At 38.5% G+C, this 22,484-nt stretch carries 23 protein-coding genes, 1 pseudogene and 2 other annotated features; of the genes and pseudogenes, 8 read left to right on the top strand and 16 right to left on the bottom strand.

Annotated elements, in window-relative coordinates; all coding sequences use genetic code 11:
• Positions 1 to 10: 10 nt before the first annotated feature.
• The 10 genes from AC4CUX_RS14925 to ureE all read right to left on the bottom strand — a co-directional run bounded on the left by AC4CUX_RS14925 (position 11) and on the right by ureE (position 7,582).
• Positions 11 to 943 carry an IS5-like element ISAba12 family transposase gene (locus AC4CUX_RS14925; RefSeq protein ID WP_053579251.1) on the bottom strand — a complete coding sequence of 311 codons (933 nt, stop codon included), beginning with the start codon at positions 941 to 943 and terminating at the stop codon, positions 11 to 13.
• A 296-nt stretch (positions 944 to 1,239) separates the two neighbouring features.
• Positions 1,240 to 2,940, bottom strand: coding sequence for an urease subunit alpha (gene ureC / locus AC4CUX_RS14920; protein ID WP_004778074.1), 1,701 nt, complete (start codon positions 2,938 to 2,940; stop codon positions 1,240 to 1,242).
• Positions 2,941 to 2,951: 11 nt separating this feature from the next.
• A complete protein-coding gene (locus tag AC4CUX_RS14915; RefSeq protein ID WP_004778076.1) occupies positions 2,952 to 3,413 on the bottom strand; it encodes a GNAT family N-acetyltransferase in 462 nt (153 codons plus the stop codon).
• Between the two features lie 89 nt (positions 3,414 to 3,502).
• Positions 3,503 to 3,811 (bottom strand): urease subunit beta, encoded by a 309-nt coding sequence (locus AC4CUX_RS14910; RefSeq protein ID WP_004778077.1) that lies wholly within the window; start codon positions 3,809 to 3,811, stop codon positions 3,503 to 3,505.
• A gap of 19 nt (positions 3,812 to 3,830) precedes the next feature.
• A complete protein-coding gene (gene ureA / locus AC4CUX_RS14905) occupies positions 3,831 to 4,133 on the bottom strand; it encodes an urease subunit gamma (RefSeq protein WP_004778079.1) in 303 nt (100 codons plus the stop codon).
• 159 nt (positions 4,134 to 4,292) lie between these two features.
• Positions 4,293 to 5,195 carry an urease accessory protein UreD gene (locus tag AC4CUX_RS14900; RefSeq protein WP_004778080.1) on the bottom strand — a complete coding sequence of 301 codons (903 nt, stop codon included), beginning with the start codon at positions 5,193 to 5,195 and terminating at the stop codon, positions 4,293 to 4,295.
• A gap of 34 nt (positions 5,196 to 5,229) precedes the next feature.
• Entirely contained in the window at positions 5,230 to 5,802 is a 573-nt protein-coding gene (locus AC4CUX_RS14895) for a HupE/UreJ family protein (RefSeq protein WP_004778083.1), read from the bottom strand.
• Between the two features lie 12 nt (positions 5,803 to 5,814).
• A complete protein-coding gene (ureG, locus tag AC4CUX_RS14890; RefSeq protein WP_004778085.1) occupies positions 5,815 to 6,429 on the bottom strand; it encodes an urease accessory protein UreG in 615 nt (204 codons plus the stop codon).
• 18 nt (positions 6,430 to 6,447) lie between these two features.
• Positions 6,448 to 7,113, bottom strand: a complete 666-nt coding sequence (locus AC4CUX_RS14885; protein ID WP_004778087.1) for an urease accessory protein UreF — start codon at positions 7,111 to 7,113, stop codon at positions 6,448 to 6,450.
• Entirely contained in the window at positions 7,100 to 7,582 is a 483-nt protein-coding gene (gene ureE, locus AC4CUX_RS14880; protein WP_005090807.1) for an urease accessory protein UreE, read from the bottom strand. The genes AC4CUX_RS14885 and ureE overlap by 14 nt, the downstream gene beginning before the upstream one ends.
• A 623-nt stretch (positions 7,583 to 8,205) precedes the next feature.
• Between ureE and AC4CUX_RS14875 the strand changes: the two genes are divergently transcribed.
• The 3 genes from AC4CUX_RS14875 to AC4CUX_RS14865 are packed head-to-tail and all read left to right on the top strand — an operon-like array spanning position 8,206 to position 12,029.
• Complete coding sequence (locus AC4CUX_RS14875; RefSeq protein ID WP_490792498.1) at positions 8,206 to 8,826, top strand: hypothetical protein; 621 nt, start codon at positions 8,206 to 8,208, stop codon at positions 8,824 to 8,826.
• A 10-nt stretch (positions 8,827 to 8,836) separates the two neighbouring features.
• Positions 8,837 to 11,020, top strand: a complete 2,184-nt coding sequence (locus AC4CUX_RS14870; RefSeq protein ID WP_490792497.1) for a hypothetical protein — start codon at positions 8,837 to 8,839, stop codon at positions 11,018 to 11,020.
• Complete coding sequence (locus AC4CUX_RS14865) at positions 11,013 to 12,029, top strand: hypothetical protein (RefSeq protein WP_490792496.1); 1,017 nt, start codon at positions 11,013 to 11,015, stop codon at positions 12,027 to 12,029. The genes AC4CUX_RS14870 and AC4CUX_RS14865 overlap by 8 nt, the downstream gene beginning before the upstream one ends.
• 36 nt (positions 12,030 to 12,065) lie before the next feature.
• Here AC4CUX_RS14865 and AC4CUX_RS14860 read toward each other — a convergent pair.
• Positions 12,066 to 13,285 (bottom strand): IS3 family transposase gene (locus AC4CUX_RS14860; RefSeq protein WP_342049223.1). Its coding sequence is split into 2 segments (ribosomal slippage): positions 12,066 to 13,009 and positions 13,009 to 13,285, totalling 1,221 coding nucleotides; the frame shifts between segments, so codons are not numbered across the junction.
• Positions 12,894 to 13,010 (bottom strand) — a sequence feature (AL1L pseudoknot). Its footprint overlaps the gene before it by 117 nt.
• Before the next feature lie 56 nt (positions 13,286 to 13,341).
• Between AC4CUX_RS14860 and AC4CUX_RS14855 the strand changes: the two are divergent.
• A pseudogene (locus tag AC4CUX_RS14855) lies at positions 13,342 to 15,381 on the top strand (tyrosine-type recombinase/integrase); the annotation flags it as partial.
• Here the strand turns inward: AC4CUX_RS14855 and AC4CUX_RS14850 are convergent.
• Positions 15,372 to 15,695 (bottom strand): hypothetical protein, encoded by a 324-nt coding sequence (locus AC4CUX_RS14850; RefSeq protein WP_052431342.1) that lies wholly within the window; start codon positions 15,693 to 15,695, stop codon positions 15,372 to 15,374. The pseudogene AC4CUX_RS14855 and the gene AC4CUX_RS14850 sit on opposite strands and share 10 nt — an antisense overlap.
• A gap of 147 nt (positions 15,696 to 15,842) precedes the next feature.
• Between AC4CUX_RS14850 and AC4CUX_RS14845 the strand changes: the two genes are divergently transcribed.
• Entirely contained in the window at positions 15,843 to 16,187 is a 345-nt protein-coding gene (locus AC4CUX_RS14845) for a helix-turn-helix domain-containing protein (RefSeq protein ID WP_490747777.1), read from the top strand.
• A 132-nt stretch (positions 16,188 to 16,319) separates the two neighbouring features.
• Positions 16,320 to 17,449, top strand: a protein-coding gene (locus AC4CUX_RS14840; protein WP_100607972.1) for an IS3-like element ISAcsp5 family transposase whose coding sequence is annotated in 2 segments (ribosomal slippage) — positions 16,320 to 16,572 and positions 16,572 to 17,449 — 1,131 coding nt in all. Because the reading frame shifts where the segments join, the coding sequence is not laid out codon by codon here.
• Between the two features lie 173 nt (positions 17,450 to 17,622).
• On the opposite strand, the gene AC4CUX_RS14835 is transcribed toward AC4CUX_RS14840, so the two are convergent.
• The gene (locus AC4CUX_RS14835; protein ID WP_129717166.1) at positions 17,623 to 17,991 is read right to left on the bottom strand and encodes a helix-turn-helix transcriptional regulator; all 369 of its coding nucleotides are present in this window, start codon (positions 17,989 to 17,991) and stop codon (positions 17,623 to 17,625) included.
• A 37-nt stretch (positions 17,992 to 18,028) separates the two neighbouring features.
• Complete coding sequence (locus tag AC4CUX_RS14830; RefSeq protein ID WP_490792495.1) at positions 18,029 to 18,739, bottom strand: tyrosine-type recombinase/integrase; 711 nt, start codon at positions 18,737 to 18,739, stop codon at positions 18,029 to 18,031.
• Between the two features lie 92 nt (positions 18,740 to 18,831).
• Between AC4CUX_RS14830 and AC4CUX_RS14825 the strand changes: the two genes are divergently transcribed.
• Positions 18,832 to 20,051, top strand: a protein-coding gene (locus tag AC4CUX_RS14825) for an IS3 family transposase (RefSeq protein ID WP_490792494.1) whose coding sequence is annotated in 2 segments (ribosomal slippage) — positions 18,832 to 19,108 and positions 19,108 to 20,051 — 1,221 coding nt in all. Because the reading frame shifts where the segments join, the coding sequence is not laid out codon by codon here.
• Positions 19,107 to 19,223: a sequence feature (AL1L pseudoknot), on the top strand. It overlaps the preceding gene by 117 nt.
• A gap of 36 nt (positions 20,052 to 20,087) precedes the next feature.
• Here the strand turns inward: AC4CUX_RS14825 and AC4CUX_RS14820 are convergent.
• Complete coding sequence (locus AC4CUX_RS14820) at positions 20,088 to 20,588, bottom strand: integrase arm-type DNA-binding domain-containing protein (protein ID WP_490792493.1); 501 nt, start codon at positions 20,586 to 20,588, stop codon at positions 20,088 to 20,090.
• A gap of 391 nt (positions 20,589 to 20,979) precedes the next feature.
• On the opposite strand from AC4CUX_RS14820, the gene AC4CUX_RS14815 reads away from it, so the two are divergent.
• Positions 20,980 to 22,239 carry a tyrosine-type recombinase/integrase gene (locus AC4CUX_RS14815; RefSeq protein WP_490747778.1) on the top strand — a complete coding sequence of 420 codons (1,260 nt, stop codon included), beginning with the start codon at positions 20,980 to 20,982 and terminating at the stop codon, positions 22,237 to 22,239.
• On the opposite strand, the gene AC4CUX_RS14810 is transcribed toward AC4CUX_RS14815, so the two are convergent.
• A complete protein-coding gene (locus AC4CUX_RS14810; protein WP_490747779.1) occupies positions 22,220 to 22,411 on the bottom strand; it encodes a hypothetical protein in 192 nt (63 codons plus the stop codon). The two genes, AC4CUX_RS14815 and AC4CUX_RS14810, sit on opposite strands and share 20 nt — an antisense overlap.
• Positions 22,412 to 22,484: the final 73 nt, after the last annotated feature.

Here is a 22,484-nt window from a genome sequence, read left to right as displayed (position 1 = left end):
TGAGCCAAATTTAAGGCGTAACTTGGGTAAGTGGTCGACCTAATTCCGTAAATCTGTTAAGGACTGCTACACGTGCATGGATCTCATTCACTTGGCTATCAAAACTCCTTGCACTGAGTTTATCTCCTAATAATTTGATGCAATGCATCTTAGTTTCAACCAAACTTCGCCGATGATAGCCTGACCATTTTTTCCATAGTGTCCTGCCTAAACGTTTAATTGTTCGAAGTAATTCATTTCGCTCTAGCGAGCTACTCTTTGTATCTTTCCATGGTTTCGCATTTTTTCTAGGTGGAATCACCGCATGCGCTTGCCGATCTGCAATGACCTGACGGCATTGCTTGGTGTCATAAGCTCCATCGGTATAAACAGAGTCAATCCGCTCATCTTGTGGAATCTGATTAAGTAAATCACCAAGCACCTGTGAATCACTGACATTATTGGTTGTAAGCTGAACTGCTCGTATTTGTAGGGTTTTAGCATCTATACCAATATGAAGTTTACGCCATTGGCGACGATATTCAGGTCCATGTTTCTTGCGTTTCCATTCGCCCTCACCTAGAAACTTCATGCCTGTAGAGTCCATGAGTAGATGCAGCCCATCGCTACTTTTTTGGTAGCTGATTACAATATCAATATGCTTTTGTCTTCTACAAAGCGTGGTGTAATCTGGAGCTATCCAATTTAATCCGCAAAGTTTAATCAGACTTTGCACAAAGCCAGTGACCATACGTAAAGACAGACGGAATAAGGATTTAATCATTAAGCAGCATTGGATGGCTGCGTCGGAGTAGGTTTGATTTCGCCCTTGTTTGCCTTTTGATGGCGCATACCATTGCGTAGCAGGATCAAACCAAATGGCAATATTTCCGCGACTCATGAGTGCTCGGTTATATGCGGGCCAATTGGTTGTGCGGTAGATTTTGTGTGTAGGCTTCTTCATTTGAAAATTATATCGCTGAAAAAGCCTTTACAGATAGGTTTGTGCAACAAAGCCTATCTGCATTAATCTTTTAAGACTTGCCTGTGGAATCATGATTTCATTTGTTTTTTAGACTTATTGGTAGATGGGTATAATCATAAATTATTAAATTTTACATTTTTTGGATTGTTAGCCCTTATAGAGGTAGTCGTATTTTCATATTTTAAAGATTATTTACTTTTCAAAAATACTAAAATTTAAAAAAGAGAAGCCTTTCATATTCAGAAAGGCTTTGTGAAATAGTGTTTTGGAAATGATTAAAATAAGAAGTAACGCTGCGCCATTGGTAACACTTCCGCAGGCTCACAAGTCAAATGCACACCATCTGCACGTACTTCATAAATCTCAGGGTCAACCTCCATTACAGGACAATAAGTATTTAACTTCATATCTGCTTTCGAGATATTACGCGTGGCTTTACAAGGACTAATCAACTTCTTTAAAGCCAATTGTTCATGTACGCCTTGCTCTATTGCCACTTGCGATAAAAAGGTAATGCAGGTGTTATGTACGCCACGAGGGTAAGCGCCAAACATCGGACGATAATGCACAGGCTGTGGCGTTGGAATTGAAGCATTAATATCACCCATCGGCGCAGCTGCAATCATTCCGCCTTTAATAATCATCGAGGGCTTAACACCAAAAAATGCAGGCTTCCATAAAACAATATCGGCTAATTTACCCACTTCAATCGAACCAACTTCATGGCTTAATCCATGGGTAATGGCAGGATTAATCGTATATTTAGCAATATAGCGCTTCACACGATTGTTATCGTGATTTTGATTATCACCTTCGAGTGGGCCGCGTTGCACTTTCATTTTATGTGCTGTCTGCCAAGTACGTAATATTACTTCACCCACACGCCCCATCGCTTGCGAGTCGGAAGACATCATGGCAATTGCGCCCATATCCTGCAAGATATCTTCTGCAGCAATAGTTTCACGGCGAATCCGACTTTCAGCAAAAGCAACATCTTCAGAAATTGCAGGGTCTAAATGGTGGCAAACCATCAACATATCTAAATGTTCATCAATGGTATTGACGGTATATGGACGTGTGGGATTGGTTGAAGATGGTAAAACATTGGGTTGACCAATTGCTTTTAAAATATCTGGTGCGTGACCACCGCCCGCACCCTCAGTATGGTAAGTGTGGATGGTCCGGTTATTAAATGCTGCTAAGGTTTCTTCTAGAAAGCCACTTTCATTTAGTGTGTCTGTGTGAATGGCAACTTGTACATCGTATTGATCCGCCACACTTAGACAGTTATCAATCGCGGCTGGCGTCGATCCCCAGTCTTCATGTAATTTTAAACCCACCACACCGGCTTTGATTTGTTCAGCGATTGGTTCTGGCTGACTCAAGTTGCCTTTACCTAACAGACCAATATTCATAGGTAAATCATCAATAGCTTGTAGCATGGTCGCAATATGCCATGGGCCTGGAGTTACTGTGGTTGCAGATGTTCCTGCGGCGGGGCCTGTACCACCACCAATCATTGTAGTTGTGCCTGACATTAGTGCTGTTTCAACTTGTTGTGGGCAAATCCAATGAATGTGAGTATCAATCCCTCCCGCCGTTAAGATTTGTCCTTCACCTGCGATGACTTCAGTTGCTGCACCTAAAGGAATTGTAATGTCAGGTTGAATATCAGGGTTACCTGCTTTACCTATTTTCCAGATACGACCATTTTTAAGTCCAACATCGGCTTTGACAATACCCCACCAATCGACAATTAAAGCATTGGTAATGACGGTATCAGCGACCTCATCAGACAATAATTGTGACTGTCCCATACCATCGCGAATGACCTTGCCACCGCCAAATTTAACTTCTTCACCATAAGTCGTGAGGTCTTGTTCAACTTGAATAAACAATTCTGTATCAGCTAAGCGAACTCTATCACCTACTGTAGGACCAAACATTTCCGCATAAGCACGGCGAGACATTTTCATTAATATATTTCCTATTCTAGATTTTTTGGCTTTAGCAGCTTTTGCATCGGAATAAATTGAATACCCCATTTCTCCGTTAGCGCACCGACCACTTCAAATCCATATTTTTTATAAATATCGAGTGCATAATGACTTGAATTTATTGTGATTATATCGGGATCATTTTTAAGTATTTCTTGCTCTAAAAAGTCCCACATTTGTCGACCATAACCTTGACCGTGATATTCAGCTTTTAAGAAATAATGCATGACATGAGATGGAGCGATATACGCCAAATTCCCAACGATTTCTTCATTAATTTCTGCCACAAAATAATGAATAAGTGGTTGTTGGAAGATGTTTTTCAACATATCAGGTTTAAAGCGTTCACGTCCTTCTTCAGTCACGACAACATAATCGACAAAAGGTTCAATAACAGCAGCGATGGCTTCAACATCATCAACAGTTGCTGGGCGTATTTTCATTATTAACATTTAATTCTCTTATGCTTTTTCATGTACTTATTGAACTTATTACTAACAATAATTTAATTGTTCAACAAGACACTTGAGCATAAAAATAGTTAATCCAATTTACCCATAACACGCCCTGCAAACCCATACACCTCACGTTTACCTGCAAGTGCAACCAATTCGATATCTCGACTTTGGCCCGGTTCAAAACGAACTGCTGTTCCAGCAGCGATGTTGAGTCGATAGCCTCTAGCTTGCTCTCGATTAAATTGCAAAGCATCATTGGCTTCAGCAAAGTGAAAATGAGAACCGACTTGAATTGGTCGATCGCCTGCATTAGCAACACGCATTTTCAGTGTTTCTCGTCCGACATTCATTTCAATGTCTGAATCAGGCGTAATAATTTCACCAGGAATCATGGCTTACTCCTTATTTTTATTAGACAATGGGTTGATGAACTGTGACTAACTTTGAACCATCTGGAAAAGTAGCTTCGACCTGCACTTCTGCAATCATTTCCGCGACACCATCCATGACATCTTCACGACTTAACAAGGTTGTGCCGTAATGCATTAACTCGCTCACGGACATGCCATCGCGTGCGCCCTCAAGCAGTGCTGCTGAAATAAATGCAATTGATTCTGGATAATTCAATTTTAATCCACGCGCTTTACGACGCTCAGCAACAAGGCCTGCGGTAAAAATTAATAATTTATCTTTTTCAGTTGGATTAAGTTCCATAACAATTTCCTAATCTTCTAAAATGTAGAATGCAAAATGCGTGCAAATTCTTCTTTCGCTCTCGCACGTTTTGATTTTTAGTGTCCTAACCCAAAGGTAAAATGAACACTTAATCTATTAATCTTGCTAGACCTATCTACTTTCCAATGATGGCAAAACTTAAGTGCGCCAAATCCGTGGGAATTCTTCTGCTAGGTCATACCAATAGCGTCTTAAACGGGCACGGACTGCTGCAAAAGCATCATGGCATTCACGTACATCATCGCCTAAATAACGTGCACAAATCACATCATCTAACAGGGTTAAAGTCACCGCTAGATTCATCCGCATAATCAATTCACGGATTAATTCGATATGTTCAGCCAGTAATGTTGTTTGCCTTAAACGCGATGGTGCTACTGCCCAGAAACTTCCCATCACAGCATGTCCATTCATACCTAAACAGGATGTAAGCCACCGATCCTGCCCCTTAAAATTTAAACTATCTGCAACCAATAATTTGTCTGCACGATACAGCCTAAATTTGCTTTGGTATTGCCCTTGCTGAAAAATTTCACCACGTGCTTGTCGACCGATGACCAACATATCCCACCCAATAAAACTGGCCATTTCATCTAGATGAATATGTGTTTCAGAGTCTGCATTGGCACCATCAAAAAGCATGGTTTCTTGCGGTAACCATTCAAATGTCGCCTGTGCTGCGACATGTATATGAATATGCTGATAGGCTTGCTTGCCATTGGTTTTGTACCATTTTCCTGCACCGGGCGTGGTAACTAACGCATGCGCATTCGCCTCAACTTTCATATCAAAAGTCAGATGGTCTCCGCCAGCAATTCCTGCTGGTGGATGCACAATAATTGCATGGCAAATACCAGTTTTTTCAGGCCACAACATCTTCTGAACGCGTACAGGCCCATGATGCTTGCGATGCTGTAATACGGTTCGATTTGACTGTACTTGATAGGCAAAACCAAGTTCCAAACAGGCATACCACAGTTGGCTGTTATGCTGCTGTTGTGTCGATATAAATTTTGTTTCGCTTAATACCAGATCATTCATTTGCATCTCCCTATTATTTGAGATGAATGAGGCATCAAGCTAAACCAATTACAGCAACAATAGCTGTCAAAGCACCAATCATTTGCTTACCATAAGGCACATATTTTTGAATAAATGCGCCGACGAGCAAACCGAATACGTATATAGATGCCATCGCTGTAACCATACCAACGACCAGTAAAACTGCCTGACCGCTTTGGCCAAGTTCCGTACCATGTGCGATGCCATGAAAACCGGCCAAAAGTGCAGCAATAAAAGGAACGGCTTTATTGGTTTTGGTCCAAAGAGCAACAGCCAATACAATTAACGACGCAATAATGCCGTTTTCAGCAATTGCTGTTGCTAAGTTGAATTGTGCACCGATCATAAAACCGACAATCATTGCGGCAGATAAACCGAATAATCCGGCCCATTTCCAGCGCTGGTGTGCAGTCCAAATCAATACGCCAAATGCTAACGCCATCATTAGATGATCAAGCCCTGTAAATGGATGCACAAAACCGCTGATAAAACTATTATGGCTATGCTCATGGCCTGGATGCGCCATTGCTACCAAGGGAAAGAATGCCAACGATGTGAAGGTAATTCTTTGCAATAATAACTTCATAGTGGATGCCCCTTATGCTTTAAACAAACCTTGTTTCTCAATAAAGCTGATGATGTCATTTAAGCCATCTTTAGTTTTCATATTGGAAAATAGAAAAGGTTTTTCACCGCGCATACGTTTCGCGTCTTGATCCATCACATCTAAATTTGCTCCAACCATTGGTGCAAGGTCGGTTTTGTTTATGATTAACAAATCAGATTTGGTAATACCGGGGCCACCTTTACGCGGAATTTTCTCCCCACCCGCCACATCAATTACATACAGGGTTAAATCTGAAAGTTCCGGGCTAAATGTTGCTGCCAAATTATCACCGCCACTTTCAATAATGATCAGTTCAAGGCCATCAAATTTTTCGCACAGGTCATCAATAGCCGCTAGGTTAATGGAGGCGTCCTCACGAATTGCGGTATGCGGGCAACCACCTGTTTCTACACCAACAATACGCTCAGGTGACATAGCTTCATGGCGTGTTAAAAAGTTGGAATCTTCTTTGGTATAAATATCATTGGTCACCACCGCCATATTGTATTTTTCACGCAGTGCCTGACATAAATTTAAAGTAAGCGCTGTTTTACCTGAACCAACTGGACCGCCAATACCTACGCGTAATGGGCTACGTTCTGTCATGTGAAATGTCCTTTATTTTTAAGATCTAAATAATCGTGAATATTGTGTTTCGTGTGCCATACTGAGCATGGCGTAATTAGGTAAGGCGCTACTGAGTTCAGCATCTTGCAGTGCTAAAGCACGTTCAATTGCCTCTGGAATCAGCCCATGCACATGCCATAAAATCCGTTGTCCACTCATCTGTCCAAGTGGTACAGTTTTCACGGCAGCCAACACCTGATTTTCAAGTACGGTAAAGGTATAAGCAGTCAAAACCTCTGCAACATCAAGTTCGAGTTGCCCACAAAGATGCGCATAGATGGGTACGAAACCGATCTGCTTTTTTAATTTCACAGGCTTTTTCAGCACATCACGAATCCACGCATTTAATGAAAATGCCAATTGCTGTGATTCAGCCAATAACTCTTTGCTTTCTCGACTTGCTCTATATAACTGCGCCCAGTATTCAAACTGCTCAGGCTGATCAAAAGATATTATTAGGCGTTTCAAAACGGGCAGCTCAAACCGTACCAAAAGCATTTCAAGCACTTCTTCAAAATAAGTAATGCTCGAGGTTTCATCAAAAATTAAGCTCTGATCAATCGCACTTTCTACCCCTTGAGAATAACAGTACGCCCCAATTGGTAGTGCCGTTGAGGACAAAGTCAACAGACTTAAAAGCTGTGAAGCATTAGGTGTGAACATGATGCAAAGCCTTAATTGGGCTTAATCTGTGATCATGCTGATGCTGTGCATAAGCACCGCTTTCAGGCTCAAATGGATGCATGGTTTCATATACCGTTAAACCAAGTCCAATTATCATTTCAGCCAATACATGATCTGGCTCAAAATACAGCGCCGTTGGTGTGAGCATTAAAGGGACGTGACGATTACCTAAGTGATACGCTGCTTTTAATAAATCAAAGCTGCTTGGTGCTTCTACTTTCATGAGTTTTTCTGCTTTGGCATCGACACGCAGTACATCACCCTCTTGAGTTGCGATATATGAACCGTGCCTTAAAATGCCGGTACGGGGTAAATCTGCACCAATATCGTGCCCGTTAGCTAAAGTTGCACGAAAACGGCTCTTTTGTCGTGTATCAAATGTCAGTTCAACTATCTCAACATTTTCTTGTACGACATTACCCTCAAGTCTTTCCGTATAGATTTTCATAAATACCCAATCTCAATTTCTTTTATCGTGATTCGTGAACTAAATTGATGCTAAATTCAGCATTAAATGAATGATTTGCATTAAAATAATGCACTATTCATGCCAATCTTATTTTGCCAAGCGTTTTATTTTTGCCGTGTCTATCTAATTATTTTGAAATTTGCTTCGTGCAAGACATCTTAATTATTAAAAAATATGTGATTGCCGATAATTATTCAGATGGTCATAAAAAAATCCCCCCATCGATGGAGGATTGTAGAAATAGAATTTATGCCAATCTAGCTAAGCATTAATACACATCTCGTCGGTAGTGACCGGCCTTACGTAAGGCATTAATTTGTTTAGCACCTAAAATTTCTACTAAAGCATCATCAATACCTTGGGCCATATTTAAACTACCACAGAGATAATACAAAACACGAAGAAACCAGCCACATTCACATCAAATAAAATCAATAACTTAAAATAAAAATTCCAAATACACCCTATTTCCCACCCGCTTTGAGCCTCTCAAATTCATCAAAAACCGCCCACATTTATAACCACTTTCTTGATCTTTTTATAAAAATTAAAAGTTTTTTGTACTTCTTGATCTAAGTTAAAAAAATCAGGAGGGCGAATAAATGAAGCCTACAAAAGCAAATTCTCAGCTAGCCAATAAAAGACCGTTTTATACAAAGGAGGTCATGATCCGTCCTTACCCGCCTCTGTTCAAAATTTACCAAAGCTACGCTCAGATTTTAAATGCCTCGCAACTGCCAACACACTTTCAACATGACGTGAGCCTAATATCTGCTACTGCACCTGCTCCAGCTGAGTTATTCGCAACAGATAACTTTCTTCTTGTTTATATAGCACAACAACAAAATATTCGAATCAAAGCTCGAAGCATTGTAGAAGCTGATGTAGACCTCATTCAGGTTCAATATCAACTCAGCAACACACTCTTTAAGTTGATGACTGAGCTCAAGATCAATCCACAGGCTCTTAATCCCGATAAGCTACTTCATAACTTAAATCAGTCTCTATCGAAACAAGCAATTTACGATGTGAATCAAAAGCTTTATGACAAACCCAGATGCAGTCTTTCTCGAGACCTACTCGCTAAGTTAATCGATTGCAGTCGTAATCAGCTACTTTATCGCCAGAAGCAAATCAACGGCACTCACGACCTACGAATTCAAGCACTCAAAAATAAATGTAAAGCACTCACGAGCGTACAACCATGCGCATCACAATTTTGAAGTTTAGACCATGAAAATTGAAAACATCATTGAGCGAATGCTAGATCATGAATTTTTTGATCAGGACTATCAAAATGCTATCGCACAGCACTTAAAACCTACAGTCTTAATCCCTGAATTAAAACCCTTATTGAAAACAACAGTCAGCTTCGATGCAGACTCTAAGTTTGAACTCCCAACAAAACTACCTCTCTCCCCAAGTGTGTCTAAACATCCGATCTGTGCCTATCTCTATTCAGTAGATCAGCATGAATATCCTGTTATACAACGATGGGCTGTGCATAATTTACATGCAGCATGTATTCTTAAAGCAATTCCGAATCCGACTGAAAAGGATCACCAAACCACCATTATTAGAGTGTTTAATCGATTTAGATTAGCAAACGAAGCTTATGCCGCATCGCAACAAGGCAAACAATTGAATCGGTATCAGCAGGAATATTTGTGGTTATGGGAGCAATTGCCTAGCCATGAGATTACCTTGGCTGACTTCGTGAAGAGTTTACGGGAATTAGAAAACGACTCTAAACTCAATCGTTTTCAGTATCTATTACTGCTTGATATACGGCGATTCTATGATTATGTCTTAGCACTTAAACCCAAGAAACATTACTCAGCACCACCCAAGCACATCGATGAGCCAATTTATTTGGATGAACACAACGCCATTTTACACTGTCCATATGACATGCCTCAGAAACAGCATCCTGCTCTCTTTTATGAGGAATTACAGGATGAACAGCCAAATCAGCAATACTCACTCAATACAGCGCAGGTATCGCCTTTAGCAAGCCAATCGAGTTATTTGCAACATCAAGTGAGTAAACTGACACAACAGCATATCATTAGACAACAACATAATTTTAGCTGTAGCAAGCATTATCCAGATTTCAACAGCCTGAGCTTACTTGTAAAACATTGCCATCAAGTCTATTTGAATCATCCAGAAAAAAATAAAGCGTATCTTTTTATTCTACTCAGTTTCTTAAGCGGTGTTCCGATTGAGCAATGGCTGGAGTTACAGACAAATCAGCGCCGTGTCCTAAATAATCGACAGAAGCTCATTTTAGAAAACGACCAATATTTTTTACGTTCAAAATTCACGCTATTTGAGAACACTGACTTTAAATTTAAAGAACAGTTACTCAATCAAGTGACCTACTTCGACTTACCACTAATTAAAGAATTAGTAGATGGTCTAAAAAAATCTCCTGTTGTGAGCCAGGAGCAAGTCAATCAAGCATTAAAAAAATGCCGTTACGAACTGTTTATTCCGTCTTTATCAACTAAAAAAATAAGTGTTTTACTACATCATTGTATTTATAGACATACCAAGAACGAGCAACTCGCTGACATACTTACGGGTATTGATGCCAATCGATCGGTTTCTATTTCATATTGCTCATATCCAATCTACCGCTTACAGCAAAGTTATCAATCAACAATACAACAACTCTCAAATGCGTTAGCAAAAGAAATTCATGTCGTTGATGATGAACAATTAAGATTTGGTAGCGGCAAAGCTCCCAAAGCCCCGACAGTGACTGCTATATTTGCCTACTTACAACATCAGATCATTCAAGCCCGACACAGAAACCAAATGCTTGAGATGTTCAATCACTACAATATTTGGCTTTGGCACATTTTATTGCTATTCACTGCTGCTCGACCTGTAATTGGATTCCCAGGGTTCTTACGAAACTTTGATTTAAAACAAAAATGGCTTTGGGTTTCGGACAAAGAAATTCACACAAGAAATGAAGATGGACGCTTAATCCCATTATGTGATTTTGCAGTTCAAGAAGTCCGTCAATTTATTGGCTATTTAGGTGAATTCCAACAACTTCATCCAGAGCATCAATCACACATTCAAGAAATTTTAAGCAGTAAAAAGCCTCTGCTGAGTGTTTATCAACATGGAGAATGGCAAGCGCTTAGCCCTCATCTTATAAGCTCATTTACTCGTGTTATGGAGATCAACCACGCAAATTGGCTTAGGCATACAGCTCGTGCATATCTCACCGAAAAAGCAGATGAAAATTTAATTTTAGCCACGTTTGGGCATGAGCAAAACCAACAAGAAATCGGCCAAAAATTCTCAAGTCTGTCTCTTCAACAATATAGAGCCCTCGCTGATTACCTTAACGAGATGCAAAATTTTTACAGTATCGATGGAATGTATGAACATGCCTAAACAAACAAAGTATGCCCATGAACGCCGTGCGAACAACAGAGACCAAAAGCGAATTAAAGAGCGTATACAAATTCAAGCGATCATAGATGAGTTTCTGTCGTTCGAGCAATTACATCAAGCACAGCAGTCAGAAAGCATAACTACTGTCTATGACCAAGTTAACCAACACTTAGACCAACTAAAATGTAGTTTTTCTCTAAAAAAGGCATTTTATCAGCAGTTCCGTAAACGTATTATTCAATCTAATCGTGCCTATCATACTGATTTACCTTTACCCACCAAGCATCTCGTTTCTATTCAACGTACGCCGTTACTATTCAATGAGACTTGGCTAGAACAAACTAAATACATCTCACAGATCAAAGAAAAACTTTTAAGATATTGGTATACGGCGGATGACTTTACCATAGATGAAAGCATTGGAAATATACTGATCTGCGCAATTCTCTATGGTGGGATCTCTAATCTTTCGAGCCTAACAGCTTTGCTAGAACATTTAAAACAACAAGGTTCGATTGATCAGATCTCAAGAATACAAATCCCTCTGATCTTTCTAGAACCACAATCACCACATTATGGTGATTTATATGACCCTAAACGTCCCTTAAAAAAATCTAGAAATTTTGTACCCGATCGGCTAACACTGCTATGGATTACTAGGTTTAAAACACAAGCAATAGATATCCAACACGATTGTTACACTTATATCAATTGTATTTTTAATGCATTAGCACTTCCGTTTAATCCAAAACAATTCAAACAATTCTTACAGATGGCTAGTCATTCATGGATGCAACTAGATAGGGTTGATTTAAGCCCAGCACTAAGTCTTTGCTTATCAGAAGAGATTGAGACCTGCGGTTTAAGTCCAAGTGTTTTTAAACGCTATCTCACACCTCAGTTATCCAATTTCGATTTACAACAAACTGAAGAACCTCTACCTAAAACGCTAAATCCCGCAGAAAAAGAAGAAAAATCCTGCACAGATCACTCTCTAGATTCATCGTGAACCGTACCGGGTTTGTCGGAGACTTTTTTATTTAAGTTAGGCCACCTGACCTAACGGGTTAATCTTATCATAGTACATTGCTTCAAACTCAAAAGGCGATACATAACCCAGTGCACTGTGTACACGCTTTTTATTGAACCAATATACCCAGTTTAGTGTCGCAAGTTGTACATCTGCTAAACCTTGCCAATCTGCTTTTAAATATTCAATCACCTCTGTTTTGTATAAGCCATTCACCGTTTCAGCCAGAGCATTATCGTATGAATCACCAGTTGTACCGACTGATGCTCGTAAATTTGCTGCTTCTAAACGATTGGTATAGCGAATAGAAAGATATTGAACACCTCTATCTGAATGATGAATCACATTCTTAGGCATACCTCGATCGTGCAATGCTTGCTCCAATGCATCGAGCACCATATCTGTATTCATCCGTGTAGATACTTTCCATCCAACAATTGCTCGTGAGAACACATCAATAACAAATGCGGTATATACCCAGCCTGAATGAGTTTGAATATACGTAAAGTCACCCACCCATAGTTGGTTTGGATGATCAGCATTAAAATTACGTTTCACTAAATCATCTGCCCGTTTTTGGTCATCTCGGTTACGAGTAGTTTGTTTATTCTTACCACGCCAAACACCTTGTATACTTAGCTTTTGCATCAATCGAGCAACTGTACAACGTGCAATAACATAACCCTCACGTTTCAATTTTTGCCAAACTTTACGTACACCATATCGACCTGAACTTTCTTTCCAAATACGTTTGATTTGCTCTGCATGATGTAAATCATGCAGAGCACGTTTCGCTCGATGTTCTGGGTTATCAACGAGATCTAAAGCCCGATAATAGGTCGAAGCTGCAATCGGTAAAATTCTACAAATCGCTTCAACACCATATCGATCTTTATTGTTATGGATAAAATCCACCATTATTTGTGTGGGCGGTCGAGCTCCGCCTGGGCGAAAAAAGCGGCTGCTTTGCGTAGAATTTCATTGGCACGTTTTAATTCTTTAATTTCACGTTCCATTTGCTTCATTTTTTCTTGGTCAGATATCTGTTGTACTTTGGCAGGATTTAGTTGATCCAGATGCTTTAAATACCAAACACGCAATGTTTCAGGAGTACAACCGATTTTAGGAGCAATAGCTGTGATTGCTGCCCAAGTAGAAGGATAATCTTTTTCAGATTCAATTAGTAATTGAACCGCTCTTTCTCTAATTTCGGGGGTATAGTTTGGTTTTTTCATCGGCATAGTCTCTCAGAATATTGACTCTCCGACAAACCCGGTACGGTTCATCGATTGCATTGCATAAACAAATTTTAAAATTTTTTAGAAATAGTGATCAGACCGTAACAGATCTAAAAAATTGCTTACTCAACCAACATGCTCATCTTCCAGAAAATGCGAAGAGGCTCGGGCTGTGGTTATACAGCTTGTTTCATCCTACACGAGAAGATATTGAATATATTGCCGAGCTTTATCAGCTCGATCAAAGTAAGTACTCGCGTCATATAGCTCAACAGCAAAAAATTCGTCATAGCTCAATATATAGCTACTACACAAAACTCGCAGAGACTTGGTTATTGCACAGTACAGATTATCTAGAAGAGCTCAATCTCAACGATCATTTAGAAACGATTTATAGCCGTATGTTAAATGGCGTAGGTAAATCTAGATCACAAAAATTCGATCTTTTAAAACGATTCCATCAATTTCAACAGATGCTCTTTAACGCTGAATCGTTCCCTCTCAGCACTGAAGGACTACGTATTCACTCACCCAAAGCTGAGATTATTTCAGGAAAAACTTTTCAACATCTACTCAGTCAGCTTAGTCAATATAAAAACTCAAGCTATACCCCACATGATTTAGAAATGCTGAGTATCGTATATACGATAGCTTTTCGTACTGGTATGCGCATCAATGAAATACTCGGCATGCGAATCAAGGACGTGGAAGGTGTCAAAGCAAGTTCCATTTGGATACGTACATATCGTGCAAAGCATCAACAGCATTTTCTTAAAACGGATAGTGCTGAGCGCAATCTCAACGTTCAAATTTTACTTAGCGAAGAAGAGCATCTCCAATTTCAGAAATACTGCAAGGCACGCCGTATAGCCTATAACCCCAATCAATACCTATTCACGATGTGGAATAGTGCAGAACGTATTAGACCCTACATGGTCACCACACCTTTTCAAAAGACACTTGATTCAATTTTGCCAAATCATTGCTATACCTTCCATTCACTGCGACATAGTGCGACGAACAATCTAGCTATAATTTTGACTATGGACTACGAGTTTATAAACGTCTTCACTGACTATTCACCTAGGCATTACAACTTGATTCGTAGTCAGCTCTTATCGTCTCAAACACCTCAAAATTGTTGGTATCTACTTGCCCACTTATTGGGCCATATTGATCCTACTGAAACCTTTAGGAGCTATTTGCATCTAGCTTATATAATGGCAGGTTATCAATTAAGAAAATTTGACCCATGTTTGGATCGAACCGTTATTCGAAAAATCTGTCCAAGCTTAAAATCATCTAAACACCAGCAAATAGCACTTAGCTATTACGATGAACAAATAGTACAAACAATAAAAATAAAACCTATAACAATGCCTGATGAATACATCAACACATCTAAGATTAAAGGTGATTTAGTTCAAGCAGAAGATAGCAATTTTTTCTATGGAAGCAGTAAATCTAGTTATCCATTTTCTCTAGTCATAAAAATCCTCAAAGCCTTAGATCAATCATATACACCAGAGCTTCTTTCACAACAATATGATTTTCCAATTGAGACTCTGATGCCATGGCAACAGAATATACTTAGGCTCAAACAACTCAAAAACCGTAAAAATCGTCCGCGTTTCATCATTAATGCCGAAAAATCAGAGCGCGTACTTCCGCACATTGAAACTGCCGAAGACAAAAAACTTTTAGAATATTTTTTTAAACAGCTTAACCAGCATAGTTGTAATGATATCTATATATTAGATGCACTACATATTTTTGAAATGAAAGCCAATATTTCACATGCAGGATTAATTTTTAATGCTAATGATGTAAGACTAGCAAATCGATTTTTAAGGGGTATTTATTCTTTATTTCCAGAAAAATATTGGCATAAAGCGATATCACCTGACATTCCTCAGGAGAAGCTCATGGCAAGACTACATTCTAAACTCCCTTCTTGTCGTACGAACAGCAGTTTAAGTAACTCCTTTAAGTTGGAGCTGATATCTCAGAAAAATGGTAAATCACTCGGTATCTTTCGCTACTGCCTGTTGATTCTACTGATTTTATGTACGCAGTTGCCAGATCATAATTGATCTGGTTGATAACAGGAAAACTCATAAAAATCTTGAACCAATTTTTCATAAACATCAGAAAAATTGATTAACTGTTTTGGTTGCAAACCATAATGCTCAAAATAGCGAGCATCAATAAAGTAAGCCAAGCCGATATGCGTATTTAGATAAGTAGATACGCCAAGCTGCCTACAAAAATCAGGGTTATATTGTAGCTGTAACGCCGTATTTAGAATAATTTTTGACGTCACAATTTTAGCTACATTGCGAATATTCAGATGCCGAATACTTGGATGCATTGATGTCAAAACGCGACTCGAAGAATAATCCATCATGATCATTTGACCTTCTATTAATTTAAATTTTTATCAAGTAATGATTTAGTTGCTTCTCGTTTCGCAAGTTAACATCTAAACTATGTCTATATTTATATAAAAACATGACCAAAACGTCAAGTTTTTATTGTCTATTTGGCGGTAATAATGACACTTGAATTAGACTCGAATGAATTTAAAATTCGATTGAAAGAAGTTAGAAAGATACGAAAGCTAACACAGCTAGAACTTGCTGAAAAAACGGGGATACCCGTAACCTCGATTGCGCATTTTGAGTCAGGCTCTCGTAAACCCTCTTTAGAAAATTTCTATAAGCTCATTGTCGTGCTTAATGTATCATCCGATTACATCTTGGGACGCTGTGAAAAAATGAGTACCTCAGCGATTGATCCTATTACTAATGCTTTACAGGACCTACCAGAGTTGGAGCGTAAAATGATTGAGAAATTCATTGTATCTTTGACGAATGAGAACATTAAACAGAATGATTAGATGTGTTATTAAATAAAAGTTCTGGAAATTAAAAAACCACATAATGATGTGGTTCTAGGATTTTAGACCACGCCTATAAGTGATAATCTACTCCCCAATAAGCATGGGAAATGCTTGTTTTTGGAGTCAACCATGACACGAAGAAAACGTCGTAATCATTCAGCAGAGTTTAAAGTTAAAGTTGCTCTCGCAGCAATTAAAGGCGACCACACACTCGCTGAACTTTCTACTCAATTCGATTTACATCAAAACCAAATCATCGATTGGAAAAATCAACTGCTTGAGCAATCAGTCAATATTTTTTCACGACCAACAGCACAACAAGAACCAGAGATTGACCTCAAAGCTCTACATGCCAAGATAGGACATCAGGCATTGCAAATTGATTTTTTAGAAGGTGCGCTCAGAAAAATAGGGCAGCTGAGCGGCAAAAAATGATCGATAAGACCCATCAACTTTCGGTACGACAACAATCGCAATTGATTCAAATCAATCGCAGTACGTTGTATTACAAGCCCAAAGAGATTTCATCAACTGATTTGAGTTGGATGCGTCTAATCGATGAAATTCATCTCGACTACCCATTTATGGGCAGTCGAATGATACGAGATATGCTACAGCGTCAAGGACATCAAATAGGTCGGCGTAAAGTCCGACGTTTAATGCGCTTGATGGGAATACATGCCTTGTATCCAAAACCCAATACCAGTAAGCCTAATCTTGCACACCGTATTTTCCCATATCTGTTGAAAAACATGGTCATCGATCACTCTAATCAAGTCTGGTGTACAGATATCACGTACATTCCTATGGCTAAAGGCTTTGTCTATCTGTGTGCAATTATAGATTGGCATAGTCGTAAAGTACTGGCTCATCGAGTATCGATCAGTATGGAAACAGACTTTTGCATAGATGCGTTGCAAGAAGCAATTGTGAAATATGGTTGTCCTGAGGTGTTTAATACAGACCAAGGCAGTCAATTCACAAGCGAGGCATTTTTGAATGAGTTAAAATTGCGAAATATCCGTATCAGTATGGATGGGAAAGGACGATGGATGGATAATGTAATGATTGAGCGTTTATGGCGCAGCGTGAAGCATGAGGAAGTCTATTTGAAGGCTTACGATACGGTTAAACAAGCGAAACAATCAATTGCTGAATATTTGGATTTTTATAACATGATACGTCCTCATTCAAGTTTGAATAAGGCAACACCGGATGAATTTTATGATCAACATTTACTAAAAGTAATGGCAGCATAATTTAAATATTTAGAGCGGATTTATCACTTATAAAACTGAATTGAGTGGTCTAATTAACGGAACCACATTATAATGTGGTTTTTTTGCATAGCAGCATAATGGCTATAAATACATAATGTATTCGCTATGAAGAAAGTCACCATCTATTTCATAGATGGTCATTACAATTCTGATTATCTCTCACCTCTACATTTTGTTTTGTAATTTCTATACCATTCTTCTATTTCTTCAGTATCAAAATAGACCGCTGCTTGGCGAGAAGCCCCTTCTTTCAAAAATCTTGGGAAAGTAGGATCATTTTCGATAATTTTGCGCAAGCAATCTCGGGTGACATTAAGCAACTCACAAACTTGATTGTATTTTAAGCGAAGAGGCTTCAGATTCTGATAACCAACAGGTATATCTAAATCATCATTTTTTTGAACAGTACGTACAATACTTCGACGAGTATGTGATGTAGGCGCTTTAAAATGATCCAACTGAGGATCCTCATTTAACAATAGAGAAACCATCCTAGCAAAAATGAACAATTCAAATCCCATCCGTTCAAAAACTCACAAAAGTCTCCACTTTTTTAAATTAATGCTTAAGTAAAGACTCAATATAACCACTCCACCACTCCATGATTTCATATCGTTCTTCTAAGTGTGCCTCTTTATCATATGCTCCCTTGACCCCAGTTTTTAAATGAGCCAATGCTGATTCGATCACCTGCCATTTGTCACTATAGCGTTTATTCAAATTGGAGGATGCAATATGTCTAAATCCATGTGGATTTTGTTTTCCTCGATAACCTAATCGATTCAATGCCGCATTAAATGTTAAATTCGAAATTGGCTTATTAATGCTATCGCGACTTGGGAATAAGTATTCACTTTCAGGTGAAATTTTCTTTAGCTCCATCAATAATTTAATGACATGCTTGGACAAAGGAATCCCATGTTCGATACCTTTTTTCATTATATTTGAGGGACGTATCCACACCGCCTCATCAAAATCAAATTGCTCCCATTTCGCCTGTCGCAATTCCCCTGGACGAGGAAACATATGTATTAAAAGTTCTAAGCCTATTGCAATCGGTCTGGATGAGGAATTTCGAATTAATGAAATCATTTCTGGAAGCTGTTGAATAGCTACATGCTTCATACTTTGAGATTCCCCTTTCGCTAAATAATCACCAATCCCTTCCAATGGATTATATAAAATACCTTTTTTAAATTTTGCTAAACCATAAGCACCTGAGCAACATGAAATAAGCTTTTCAATTCTGTTATAAATTCCTTCATTCATTTGCTTGTTAGTAAAAAACTCCAACCATTCTGCTGGTGTAATTGAACCGTACCAGGTTTGTCGGAGAGTCAATATTCTGAGAGACTATCCCGATGACAAAATTAAAATATACCCCTGAAATCAGAGAAAGAGCGGTTCAATTACTAATTGAATCTGAAAAAGATTATCCTTCTACTTGGGCAGCAATCACAGCTATTGCTCCTAAAATCGGTTGTACTCCTGAAACACTACGTGTTTGGTATCAAAAATATTTAGATAAACAAAATCCAGTTAAAGTACAGCAGCTTTCAGACCAAGAACGTATCAAACAACTCGAACGCGAAAATAAAGAACTGCAACGCGCCAATGAGATTCTACGTAAAGCAGCCGCTTTTTTCGCCCAGGCGGAGCTCGACCGCCCACACAAATAATGGTGGATTTTATCCATAACAATAAAGATCGATATGGTGTTGAAGCGATTTGTAGAATTTTACCGATTGCAGCTTCGACCTATTATCGGGCTTTAGATCTCGTTGATAACCCAGAACATCGAGCGAAACGTGCTCTGCATGATTTACATCATGCAGAGCAAATCAAACGTATTTGGAAAGAAAGTTCAGGTCGATATGGTGTACGTAAAGTTTGGCAAAAATTGAAACGTGAGGGTTATGTTATTGCACGTTGTACAGTTGCTCGATTGATGCAAAAGCTAAGTATACAAGGTGTTTGGCGTGGTAAGAATAAACAAACTACTCGTAACCGAGATGACCAAAAACGGGCAGATGATTTAGTGAAACGTAATTTTAATGCTGATCATCCAAACCAACTATGGGTGGGTGACTTTACGTATATTCAAACTCATTCAGGCTGGGTATATACCGCATTTGTTATTGATGTGTTCTCACGAGCAATTGTTGGATGGAAAGTATCTACACGGATGAATACAGATATGGTGCTCGATGCATTGGAGCAAGCATTGCACGATCGAGGTATGCCTAAGAATGTGATTCATCATTCAGATAGAGGTGTTCAATATCTTTCTATTCGCTATACCAATCGTTTAGAAGCAGCAAATTTACGAGCATCAGTCGGTACAACTGGTGATTCATACGATAATGCTCTGGCTGAAACGGTGAATGGCTTATACAAAACAGAGGTGATTGAATATTTAAAAGCAGATTGGCAAGGTTTAGCAGATGTACAACTTGCGACACTAAACTGGGTATATTGGTTCAATAAAAAGCGTGTACACAGTGCACTGGGTTATGTATCGCCTTTTGAGTTTGAAGCAATGTACTATGATAAGATTAACCCGTTAGGTCAGGTGGCCTAACTTAAATAAAAAAGCCTCCGACAAACCCGGTACGGTTCAAATTGATTTATATGGTCGATGTCCAAAGACAGGAATTAAATGTCGTTCAACCGATTGTTTTTCCTTTTTATAAGTATCAGCAGCCCAAGTCTGCTTTTTTCGCTCTAACCACTCATAAATAAGATGCGAGAATAAAGCCTTTTCCTCCTCAAGCTGAATTTTCTTAATCTCAACCTGTGTTTGAATTAGTATTTCACCTAGCGTCATGGCCTCTGCTTTTTCACGTGCTTGCGCATAACTTACAGATGGATAACTACCTAATCCTATCCATGCCCATTTTCCTTGATCATTCTTATATCGATATTGCCAATGTTTTTTGCCATTCGGTTTAACCCTACAATACAAACCTGGAATATCAGTAGGCTCACGATATTCTTTCGCTTTGGGTTTAAGTGTTTTATAAATTTCTTCAACACTTTTTTTTCGGCGAACCTTTGTATTCTGCGATACAGATCTTAGACGAATATCATCGTGAGTATTAACATCAAAAACATTCATAACTTATGGAATCTCCAGTGATTTTTTCCTTGGTGTATCCCTGAGTTATATTTTAAATTTAGGATACAAACAAGGATACACAGAGCGTGTTCCCATACGAAGTTATATAAGTTTAAACAAAGCAATAAAAAACCCTTAACTCTTTTAGAATTAAGGGTTTAAGTATCATATGAGTGCATATGATTATAAAATTTGGTGGGCCCAGACAGACTTGAACTGTCGACCAACGGATTATGAGTCCGTTTACATGGCAATTAAAAATCAACAAGTAACATATATAAAATCAATACTATCATATATTTATATAATTTTAAAATTTTATTATTCACTCTTTTTGTTGATTAATATATATTGATTTTGCTTACTACTTGCTTACCAGACGCTTACTAGAATGAAGTTAACAAAACCTGCTATTGATAAAATTGATTGCTCAGACAAAAATAAACCAACTTTTTTTTGGGATGAGAAAACCCCAGGATTCGGTGTTAAAGTTACACCTAAAAATAATAAAAGCTACATCTTCCAAGGCCGTATTGGTCTTCAAAACCGTCGTATCAAAATTGGTGACGTTGATGTATGGAAATTAGATGACGCTCGTAAATATGCACAAGAATTGGCGATTATGTGCCACAAAGGAATTGACCCATTAATCGAGCGTAAGAAAGCTTTAGCTGATAATAAAGAACTGCTAAAACAAGAAAAGCGTAAAACTATTAAATTTAAAGATGTATGGTTTGAATATTTAAAAGCAAGACAACCTAATTGGCGACCAAGAAGCTATCAGGATCATATCGAATTATCTAGAGGTGGTTACGATCCTGAAAAAAATAGTATTTATACTAATCAACCCATTTATCAACTGTTCGAGTACAAGCTTTCTGAATTAACTGCAGATGTGTTTTGTGATTGGCTTGATCAGAATGACTATCGTCCTACAACATCAGCTAAAGCATATCGACTCACACGCGCTTTTCTGAATTGGTGCGAGGAACATGAGGACTATGAAAACTTAATACCTCCAAAATCATATAACGCCAAGAAGGTTAAAGATAAAGTCCCTTCCTCCAAAGCCAAAAATGATTGTTTGATGAAACAGCACCTAAAACCATGGTTTGAAGAGGTAAATAAGTTAACTAGTAGAAAAATTGCGATTTTTTTTATATGTAGTTTAATCACTGGTTGCAGAAAGAATGAGCTGCTTTCATTAAAATGGACAGATGTCGATTTTCGTTGGAAAACAGCAAAAGTCAGAGATAAAATTGAAGATGAAGGTCGCTTAATCCCTCTAACTGCATATGTTGAAAGCCTATTATTAGAACTAAAGAAAAATTCTGATTCTAAATTCATATTTAGCAGTAAGGGCGCTGCATGTGGACATATTGTTAATCCCTACGATAGCTTAGAGAAAATATGTAAAAAACTAAATATTGGACTTACTCCCCATGGATTGAGAAGGTCATATAAAACATTAGCTATATGGACAAAAATCAATGAAGGATCTTTAGCACAGATATCAGGTCATAAACCGAGTGCATTAGTTGAAAGACACTATATCGTACGACCTATGGATATGCTACGAGAAACGCTACAAGAATATGAGGATTGGATTTTACAACAAGTACGAAATGGCATTAATTTAAATACCCCCTGAAAATGTGAAACCCATTTTTACACAAGTAAATTTCAACCACTTCTTCTGCAAAAGATCGCAACCGTGTCGTAGCACTTCCAGGATCTGTATAAATCATAGCTTCCGCAAGTGCCCCTAAGTCAGATAAAAGTGGAAATTTTTCTCTTAAAAACTCAAATTTTTCAGATTGCATCACTACCCTTGTTAATTAGGTGTTTAGTCCCAGATTTTAATGGTGCAATATTCTCAGATAAATGGAAGGAAGC

It is taken from the genome of Acinetobacter sp. 231_lipA, assembly GCF_058243005.1.
The sequence above is the reverse complement of the archived record's forward strand: the minus strand, read 5'-3'. Positions and strand labels throughout refer to the sequence as shown.